This is a genomic window from Bacillus sp. JJ1503 (genome assembly GCF_036965125.1).
Taxonomy (GTDB): Bacteria; Bacillota; Bacilli; order Bacillales; family Cytobacillaceae; genus Cytobacillus.
Genome location: NZ_JBALOZ010000218.1, coordinates 1 through 9,249 on the forward strand (window position 1 = coordinate 1; position 9,249 = coordinate 9,249).

Sequence of the window (9,249 nt, forward strand, 5' to 3'; positions counted from 1 at the left end):
GCGATTGCCGCTGCGAAAGCAAAAGCTGCCGCAGCCGCGAAGGCAAAAGCTGGTGGAAAAGCCGCAGCTGAACCTGCAGAGGAAAAGAAACCGTCACCAAATCAGCCTTATCTCGATAAGTATGTGAAGGTTATCGGAGACCACCTCGGACAAGATGTGCTGGAAGATTACTATATCAATAGTTTATCCAAAGATGTTCCGACCTTAGCGGCGAAGAAAGAATCTTACTACAAGCTTGCTGAATTTCTTAAATACAATGAGCAGCTAGGATTTGATTACTTATCTGAAATTCATGGGACAGATTTTGAAACACATATGGAAGTTTATGTTCACTTATATTCATATAAAAATAGACAGTCAGTTGCGTTAAAAGTAAAGATTGATCGTGATGAACCAACCATTGAGTCACTGGTGCCATTATGGGCAGGGGCAAATTGGCCTGAATGTGAAGCCTATGATCTATTAGGCATTAAATTTACAGGTCACCCGAATCTGTATCGGATTCTCCTTGGAGATGATTGGATTGGCCATCCGTTAAGAAAAGACTACGAACCGTATGATGTGGAGGTGTAACCAGTGATTCGTACTGAAGAAATGGTCTTAAATGTGGGTCCTCAGCATCCAAGTACGCACGGTGTATTTCGTCTCGTTGTCAAAATTGATGGGGAAATCATAAAAGAAGCGAAGCCAGTCATCGGTTATTTGCACCGTGGAACGGAGAAGTTGGCTGAAGATCTCCAATATACACAGATTATCCCGTATACAGACCGGATGGATTATCTTTCAGCAATGACCAATAACTATGTAATCTGCCACGCAGTTGAAACAATGATGGGCATCGAGGTTCCTGAACGGGCTGAATACCTTCGTGTCATGGCGATGGAGCTTGGAAGGGTTGCCAGTCACTTAGTTTCATGGGGTACTTTTTTACTGGACCTTGGGGCAACAAGTCCCTTCATTTATGCATTCCGGGAAAGGGAAATGATCATTAATATGCTGAACGAGCTTTCGGGCGCGCGCTTAACTTTTAACTACATGCGTGTAGGCGGCGTGAAATGGGACGCACCAGAGGGCTGGGTTGAGAAGGTAAAAGAATTTATTCCTTATATGCGTGAGCAGCTGGTCGGTTATCATCAGCTTGTGACGGGAAATGAAATTTTCATGAACCGAGTGAAGGGTGTAGGCGTTTATACGAAAGAAGATGCCATCCATTATTCATTAAGCGGACCGACACTTCGCTGTACCGGAGTAAAATGGGATCTTCGTAAGGATGAGCCTTATTCCATTTATGACCGATTTGATTTTAATGTGGTTACTCGAGAAGAAGGGGATGCATGGGCACGCTATCATGTTCGATTAGAAGAGATTGAAGAGTCGCTCAAAATTCTTGAACAGGCGTGTGAACAATTCCCGGCAGAGGGAGAAATCATGGCTAAGGTCCCTAAGATTATTAAGGCGCCAAAAGGAGAAGCATTTGTCAGAATCGAATCTCCACGCGGAGAAATTGGCTGCTATATTTACAGTGACGGGAAAAAAGAACCGTATCGCTTAAAGTTCAGAAGACCGTCCTTCTATAATCTGCAAATTCTCCCTAAGCTGCTTGAAGGCGAAAACATGGCGAACATGATTGTAATTTTAGGAGGAATTGATATTGTCCTCGGGGAGGTGGACGGTTAATGATAGAAGAACTATTGCACTCTAGTCCCGGATTATTAAATTTCGGTATTTTCTTCTTATTAGCCGCCGTTTTACTATTAGTGGTTTTAGGCTTCGTCACCTATTGTATATTAGCAGAGCGTAAAGTAATGGGATATATGCAAATGCGCCATGGTCCTAACCAAGTCGGCGGACGCTGGGGGTTATTACAAACAGTTGCTGACGTTCTTAAACTTCTTTTAAAAGAAGACATTATTCCTAAGCTTGCGGACCGTCCGTTATTTATCTTAGCTCCTGTCATTGCGTTTGCGCCAGCCTTCATGGTGCTCGCAACGATTCCTTTTACAGACAAGTTTCAATTTGCTGATATCGGAGTGGGCCTGCTTTACTATATCGCCGTTTCCGGTATCACTACAGTAGGAATTGTAACAGGAGCATGGGCTTCAAACAATAAATATGCTCTCCTTGGAGGAATGCGTGCAGCGGCACAGATGATTTCCTATGAAATCCCGCTCGTTATGTCTGTTGTCGGCGTCATCCTTCTATCAGGAAGCTTAAATTTAAATGATATCGTAGATGCACAAAGAAATGGCTGGTTCATCGTCTGGCAGCCAATCGCCTTTATCGTTTTCTTCATTGCATCTGTTGCCGAATTAAATCGTGTACCATTTGACTTGCCAGAATCAGAATCTGAGCTCGTTGCCGGGTTCCATGTCGAATATTCCGGCTTCCGCTGGGCATTTTTCATGCTAGCAGAATATGTGTACCTATTTGCGATGGCTGCTCTGACAACTGTGTTGTTCTTAGGCGGATGGCTGCCGCTTCCGTTCTTAGGATTTATCCCGGGTGCAGTATGGTTCGCACTTAAATTCACATTGGTTATCTTCATACTACTGTGGTTCCGTTCTACATTCCCGCGTGTACGCGCAGACCAATTAATGGAATTTGGCTGGAAGGTTCTCCTGCCAATTGCATTAGCCAATATTTTCTTAACCGCACTATTAAAAGAATTGCTAAACCTATTTTAAAAAGCCTTACACTTTTAATATTCAAGGGGTGAAAAAACATGCTTGGATTAGCGAAAGGTTTATCATATACCCTAAAAAACTTGACCCGCAAAAAGGTCACATATGATTATCCGAATGAGCCTCTTCCGCTGCCTGACCGATTCCGCGGAATACAAAAATTTTATCCGGAAAAATGTATCGTTTGTAATCAGTGTGCGAACATTTGCCCGACTGAATGTATCCAGCTGACAGGTAAAAAGCATCCGGATCCGGCGAAAAAAGGAAAAATTATTGATACGTATGATATTAACTTTGAGATTTGTATTCTATGTGATTTGTGCACAGAGGTTTGTCCAACAGAGGCTATTATTATGACGAATAACTTTGAACTGGCAGAATACAGCAGGGATGATTTGTTCAAAAACCTCGAATGGCTGGATGAAAATGATGAGAATATACGGAAGGAGAATAAAGCATGACGTTTTCAGGTGAATTTCTTGCGTTTATGTCACTAGCAGTAGTGGCAGTCATGGGCGGCGTGCTTTTATTGAACCTTACCAAAGTTGTGCATATGGTAGTGGCGCTAGTATTTACTTTTATTAGCATTGCGGGAATCTTTGTTTTATTATCTGCAGAGTTTCTTGCTGTAGCCCAAATTTTACTTTATTCCGGTGCCATTACAATCATTATGTTATTTGGAATTATGCTGACCCGTCATAACGATGTGAGTGAGCCAAAAACAGGAATCGTCCGAAAGGTATTGTTGTTTTTGGGGGTATTAGGATTCGCGTTTGCAGTCTATATCGGTATTTACAACCTGGATTTCGGACAATTGCCGAATACGTTGCATGAAAATAATACAGAGCAAATTGGATTGGCGCTTTATTCTAAATACATCATTCCATTTGAATTAACTTCTGTTTTACTATTGGCAGCTCTGATCGGCGCAATTGTTTTAGCGAGGAAAGATGATGAGAAGGGAGCGGAGAAGGAATGAGCTCAGTTCCCATTTCAGCGTATCTTGCCTTAGCGTTAATCTTATTCTGTATCGGTTTATATGGTGCTTTGACGAAAAGAAATGCAGTGATTGTCTTAATTTCGATTGAGCTAATGCTAAATGCAGTTAATATCAACCTAGTAGCCTTCAGTAAGTTTGGGGCTGCGCCTGCGATTACAGGTCAGATCTTCGCCTTATTTGTCATGACAGTTGCCGCAGCAGAAGTGGCTGTTGGCGTAGCGATCTTGATTGCCCTTTACCGCAATCGGAAAACCGTTAATATTGATGAAATGAACACATTGAAGCATTAAGGAATGCTTTTCACGAATAAAAGAGGCTGCTTGTTATACTAGTAAAATATTTTTCCGGGAAATAATGTGTGTTTTAATAGGAAATAAGTCATATAACTATTTCCTTGCGCTAAAAAAGCCCGCTTTAAGTATAACCTGCCTCAATCTAACACGCTGACCTTACAGACGGACAAAACTTACCAGCGTGTTCAAAAAAGGGGATTGTGATATTGATGGAGAATGCATGGATCATACCGCTTTTCCCGCTTTTATCGTTCTTATTCCTAGTCTTTTTCGGCAAACGGCTTAAGGATGCGAGTGCTTACATAGGAATTCTGCTTTCGCTTGCATCTCTTGTCTACTCGTTGTTGGTGCTGTTTGAAAGATTTTCGTCACCAACCCATAAGGCAGAAGCTGTTTGGCTGACAATTGGGGATGTTCAGTTAACAGCGGGTTTTGAAGTAAACCAGTTAAATGCATTAATGCTAGTAATCGTCTCACTCGTCAGTTTCCTTGTTCATACGTATTCAAAGGGATATATGCACGGGGATGAGAGACTTCATGTTTACTATTCATTTTTAGGGTTATTTACCTTTGCGATGCTAGGGCTTGTACTATCTCCTAACCTATTGCAAACGTATATTTTCTGGGAGCTTGTCGGCTTAGGCTCATTCCTATTGATTGGCTTCTACTTTTATAAAGATGAAGCAAAGAAGGCTGCGAAAAAGGCGTTTATCATGACGCGTATTGGGGATGTGGGCCTTTTAATCGGAATGATTCTCTTATTCTGGCAGGTTGGCAGCTTTGAATATGATGAAATCTTTGCGGCTGTAGCAGCTGGATCGATTTCAACTAAGATGATTACGTTAACCGCAATTTTGATTTTTGTTGGAGCTATTGGGAAGTCTGGTCAATTTCCGCTTCACACCTGGCTTCCGGACGCGATGGAAGGTCCAACACCAGTTTCAGCATTAATCCACGCCGCGACAATGGTTGCAGCAGGGGTTTATTTAGTAGCGGCTTTGTTCCCGCTTTTCACAGCAAGCGAAACCGCGCTTATGACCGTAGCTGTCATTGGAGCAATTACTGCGATTTTTGCAGCGAGCATTGGTCTTGTGCAAACGGATATTAAAAGAGTGCTAGCCTACTCAACTGTCAGCCAGCTTGGATATATGATGCTGGCGCTTGGTTCTGCCGGCTATGTGGCGGGTGTGTTCCACTTAATGACTCACGCTTTCTTTAAAGCATTACTTTTCCTTGCTGCAGGAAGTGTTATCCATGCCGTTCATACACAGGATATTGAGAAAATGGGCGGACTATGGAAAAAGCTTCGTGTCACAGGCCCTCTGTTCTTAATTGGAACATTGGCGATCAGCGGAGTTCCATTATTTTCAGGATTCTTCAGTAAGGATGAAATCTTAATTGCTGCTTGGGCACACGGCAATACAGTATTATTCTGGCTTGCAGTTGTGGCTGCATTCTTTACAGCATTCTATATGTTCCGCCTGTTCTTCATGGTGTTCTCGGGCGAATCGCGTAGCGATATGAGCCATGCGAAGGAGTCGCCAAGTGTGATGACGGTGCCGATGATGGTTCTCGGAGTCCTTGCTGTTGTGGCAGGTTATGTCAATACACCATGGTTCGGAACGTTCCTTGGTGATTGGTTAGTAGACGGAAATCCGGCGCTCGGTCACGGACATATTGAAGGTCCAGCGTGGATTATGATAGTCGCAACTGTTGTATCCCTGCTTGGTATATTCCTAGCTTGGATGATTTACAGCAAGCGTTCACTTTCACGCAACTGGCTTGGTGCCGAAACGATGTACAATATTTTATATAACAAATACTATATCGATGAGTTTTACGAGCTGACCGTCTTAAAGGTGACGAAGTTCTTCAGTATTTTCCTTCGCTACATCGAAACCTTCCTTGTTGAAGGCGTTGTAAAAGGAGTAGCTGGAACAGTAGTCGCACTTGGAAAACTAGGTTCGAAGTTCCAGGATGGCCAAGTACAAAGATATGGAACGGTCGCTTTTGTAGGATTAGCTATTTTAGTAGTCGTATTTGCGGTAACAGGGGGGTATTTAAGATGAATTTCGCTTATTTCTTATCAATCTTAGTATTCTCCCCTTTAGTTGGTGTTTTAGTTTTATCATTGATTCCGAACACAAAGGAATCGGTTATTAAGACGGTCGGTTTCCTAGCAACTCTTCCAGCACTGATTTTGTCGCTAGTGGCATTTTTTCAATATCGTGCCGGAGCTTCTCTAGCTGATTTAAGCGAGAGTGTGCGCTGGGTTCAATTTGGCGACCCGAACCGTTTAGGGGATTTATTCTCGATAAATTACGAGCTTGGGGTAGATGGGTTCTCCCTTATTATGGTCGTGCTGACAGCGATACTGTCCACTCTTGCAGCCATTGCTTCTATGTATATTAAAAAAGAATGGAAAGGCTATTTTATGCTGTTCCTTCTATTAGAAGTAGGAATGCTTGGTGTGTTCGCTGCCGAAAACTTAATTCTATTCTTCATCTTTTTCGAAATTACATTAATTCCGACCTTCTTCCTGATTGGAAAATGGGGTTATTTTGAAAAAGAAAAAGCAGCATTCAGCTTCTTAATTTATAACGGATTAGGATCTGCAGTGCTTCTCATTGTGATTATGGTGCTATTTTCCCGTACAGGAACGTCTAATATTGACGCATTAATGGCTATTATGCATGCTGACGTCAATCATGCCGTATTCTCGGAAGGGACTAAAATGGGCTTGCTGATTGCCTTGTTAATAGCATTTGGCGTTAAGTTGCCAATCTTCCCGCTGCATAGCTGGATGGTTCGCGTTCACGTACAGGCATCTCCATCAGTTGTTATGCTGCATGCCGGTATCTTGCTGAAAATTGGGGCTTACGGGATCATCCGTTTTGGGATGGGGATTTTCCCAGAGCAGTTCCAGGAATTAGCGGTCTTAATCGCTGTTCTCGGAGTTGTGAACCTCCTATACGGTGCATTCTTAGCATTGATTCAAACAGATTTCAAAATGGTACTTGCTTATTCATCCATTTCTCATATGGGAATTGTGTTGATTGGATTAGGGGCGATGAATGAGGCAGGAATTCAAGGAGCTATCTTCCAAGTGGTTTCACATGGATTGATTGCTGCACTTCTATTCTTCCTTGTCGGCGTATTTTACGAGCGTCTGGATACATCCATCATCCAAAACCTTGGCGGATTGGCAAAGGGAATGCCGATCACAGCTGGCTTTCTGCTAGCTGGAGCAATGGCTTCACTCGGAATGCCTGGAATGTCCGGATTTGTGAGTGAATTTATGGCCTTCCTTGGTCTATTTAAAGAAATGCCGGTTTTAGCAGCAGTAGGAGCACTGGGAATTATTTTGACAGCTATTTACCTTCTGCGCGCAGTTCTTGGCATTACTTATGGAAAAGCCCATCGTGAATTCGCGGGTGTAACCGATCTTCGCGGCAGAGAATGGGTTCCAGCTTTAGTTTTACTAGCGATTATTGTATTAATTGGTGTGTACCCAAGTGTACTAAGCGAGCCGCTAACATCCACACTTGAAACGATCATGCTTGGGATAGGAGGGTGATGAAGGATGGATCTTACAGAATTATTATCATATAAATGGAGCATCATGACACCTGAGTTCATCATCCTCGGTGTAGCCACTTTACTATCATTATTAGATTTATTTATGCCGAAGACGGTGAATCGAAAAATCCTTGGTTGGCTTGGTCTTGCGGGGATTCTAGCCGCACTTGCGTCCCTTTTCAGCTTGTTTGGGCACGGAGCGGAATCGATTCTGTATGATACCTTTAGACTCGATTCTTTCGCGAAGGCATTTAAGCTGCTATTGTTATTGGGAGCTGCGCTTGTTATGATTCTGGCAACGAGCTATGAACCGAAGGATGGGCTAACTGAATATCGAGGAGAGTTCTTCTATTTATTCCTTGCCGCCCTGCTCGGAACGATGATCATGTCTTCAAGCGGCGATTTAATTACGCTGTTTGTCGGCCTTGAGTTGCTTTCGATTCCATCTTATATCCTTGCGGGCCTTCGCAAGAAAAATACTCTATCGAACGAGTCTTCTATGAAATACGTCATTAATGGCGGAATTTCGACCGCGATTACTCTTTTCGGTATGAGCTATGTGTATGGTCTTACAGGGACAACAAACCTACTTGAAATGGCTCGGGGGTTAATGGCATTAACGAACCCGCAGCACATCTATCTAATGGGTCTTGCTTTATTCATGATTTTTGTCGGGCTGTCATTTAAATTGGCAACGGCTCCGTTCCATATGTGGGCACCTGATGTGTACCAAGGAGCGCCGACACCTGTTACGGCTTTCTTGAGCGTCGTTTCAAAAACAGCCGGCTTTATCATTCTCATTCGAATTATGCTTGTGGTGTTCTTAAGTACACCATCTTCAGACATTCCAAATTCAATGCCGCTCTTTATGAAGGTTCAGGATTATATTGCCTTCCTTGCAGCTGCAACAATGATTATTGGAAACGTGGTAGCTTTAAGACAGAAAAACATTAAGCGTCTATTCGCATACTCAAGTATTGCACAGGCGGGCTATCTGCTTGTAGTAGTCGCATCGTTATCAGTTTTTATCTTTGATACACTTTGGTTCTATTTAGGAGCATACTTGTTCATGAACCTTGGGGCATTTGCGATTATCCAACTGATCACGCAAAAAACAGGATCAGAGGATATTTCCCAATTTGCGGGATTGTACAAAAAGGCACCGATTTTGGCGCTTTCGATGGCTGTATTTATTCTCAGCTTGGCGGGAATTCCGGGAACAGCCGGCTTTATCGGGAAGCTTAACATTTTCATGGGTGCGCTTGCCGTAGAACCTGCACGCTATGTGTTAGTGTCCATTATGATTGCGACAACAGTCGTATCGTATTTCTACTATTTCGGCGTGCTCGTGCAAATGTTCTTCCGACCAGCTGCAGACCAAGAGGCAAAAATCAAGCTGCCAGCAGGTCTCGGCATTGTTATCGGCGTGTGCGTAGTGGCGACTGTGTTGTTTGGAGTCGCGCCGAGCATCGCGTTCGACTTTTTACAGGGGAACTTCAATCAGTTCAGCGACTTTTTTCAGTAAGGGGATACTTTAAAGGGTTAATCTAAGGGGTAAACATATATATTTTGAGAAAGGGGAGCGGTCCCCTTTCTTTTTTTGTGTAGAGATTCTCTTGGAGGATGGGTAAGATTTTGCGTTTTGATTAAAGGTCATTATGAGGGATGATTGGTAACAAAAAGTCCAAGCAGAGAG

9 protein-coding genes are annotated in these 9,249 nt (G+C 43.1%); all 9 read left to right on the forward strand.

Annotated features, from left to right (window positions below):
* Positions 1–573 (forward strand): NADH-quinone oxidoreductase subunit C (locus V7149_RS16420; protein WP_335346684.1); only part of this gene is annotated, 573 nt, incomplete at its 5' end.
* A gap of 3 nt (positions 574–576) precedes the next feature.
* On the forward strand, positions 577–1,677 hold the full coding sequence (locus tag V7149_RS16425) for an NADH-quinone oxidoreductase subunit D (protein ID WP_335346685.1): 1,101 nt from the start codon (positions 577–579) through the stop codon (positions 1,675–1,677).
* Positions 1,677–2,684 (forward strand): NADH-quinone oxidoreductase subunit NuoH, encoded by a 1,008-nt coding sequence (nuoH, locus tag V7149_RS16430; protein ID WP_335346686.1) that lies wholly within the window; start codon positions 1,677–1,679, stop codon positions 2,682–2,684. Before V7149_RS16425 ends, nuoH begins: the two co-directional genes overlap by 1 nt.
* A 38-nt stretch (positions 2,685–2,722) precedes the next feature.
* The gene (gene nuoI, locus V7149_RS16435; RefSeq protein WP_335346687.1) at positions 2,723–3,142 is read left to right on the forward strand and encodes an NADH-quinone oxidoreductase subunit NuoI; all 420 of its coding nucleotides are present in this window, start codon (positions 2,723–2,725) and stop codon (positions 3,140–3,142) included.
* Positions 3,139–3,660 carry an NADH-quinone oxidoreductase subunit J gene (locus V7149_RS16440; RefSeq protein ID WP_335346688.1) on the forward strand — a complete coding sequence of 174 codons (522 nt, stop codon included), beginning with the start codon at positions 3,139–3,141 and terminating at the stop codon, positions 3,658–3,660. Before nuoI ends, V7149_RS16440 begins: the two co-directional genes overlap by 4 nt.
* The gene (nuoK, locus tag V7149_RS16445; protein WP_335346689.1) at positions 3,657–3,971 is read left to right on the forward strand and encodes an NADH-quinone oxidoreductase subunit NuoK; all 315 of its coding nucleotides are present in this window, start codon (positions 3,657–3,659) and stop codon (positions 3,969–3,971) included. Before V7149_RS16440 ends, nuoK begins: the two co-directional genes overlap by 4 nt.
* Before the next feature lie 209 nt (positions 3,972–4,180).
* Positions 4,181–6,043, forward strand: a complete 1,863-nt coding sequence (nuoL, locus tag V7149_RS16450) for an NADH-quinone oxidoreductase subunit L (RefSeq protein ID WP_335346690.1) — start codon at positions 4,181–4,183, stop codon at positions 6,041–6,043.
* Positions 6,040–7,551: a complex I subunit 4 family protein gene (locus V7149_RS16455; protein WP_335346691.1), complete on the forward strand. Its 1,512-nt coding sequence runs from the start codon at positions 6,040–6,042 to the stop codon at positions 7,549–7,551. Before nuoL ends, V7149_RS16455 begins: the two co-directional genes overlap by 4 nt.
* Before the next feature lie 6 nt (positions 7,552–7,557).
* The gene (gene nuoN, locus V7149_RS16460; protein ID WP_335346692.1) at positions 7,558–9,078 is read left to right on the forward strand and encodes an NADH-quinone oxidoreductase subunit NuoN; all 1,521 of its coding nucleotides are present in this window, start codon (positions 7,558–7,560) and stop codon (positions 9,076–9,078) included.
* Positions 9,079–9,249 lie beyond the last annotated feature (171 nt).

Coding starts and splice junctions, on each gene's coding strand:
- nuoI (WP_335346687.1), top strand. CDS start 2,723: ATGCTTGGATTAGCGAAAGGTTTATCATATACCCTAAAAAACTTGACC.
- V7149_RS16455 (WP_335346691.1), top strand. CDS start 6,040: ATGAATTTCGCTTATTTCTTATCAATCTTAGTATTCTCCCCTTTAGTT.
- V7149_RS16440 (WP_335346688.1), top strand. CDS start 3,139: ATGACGTTTTCAGGTGAATTTCTTGCGTTTATGTCACTAGCAGTAGTG.
- nuoN (WP_335346692.1), top strand. CDS start 7,558: ATGGATCTTACAGAATTATTATCATATAAATGGAGCATCATGACACCT.
- nuoK (WP_335346689.1), top strand. CDS start 3,657: ATGAGCTCAGTTCCCATTTCAGCGTATCTTGCCTTAGCGTTAATCTTA.
- nuoH (WP_335346686.1), top strand. CDS start 1,677: ATGATAGAAGAACTATTGCACTCTAGTCCCGGATTATTAAATTTCGGT.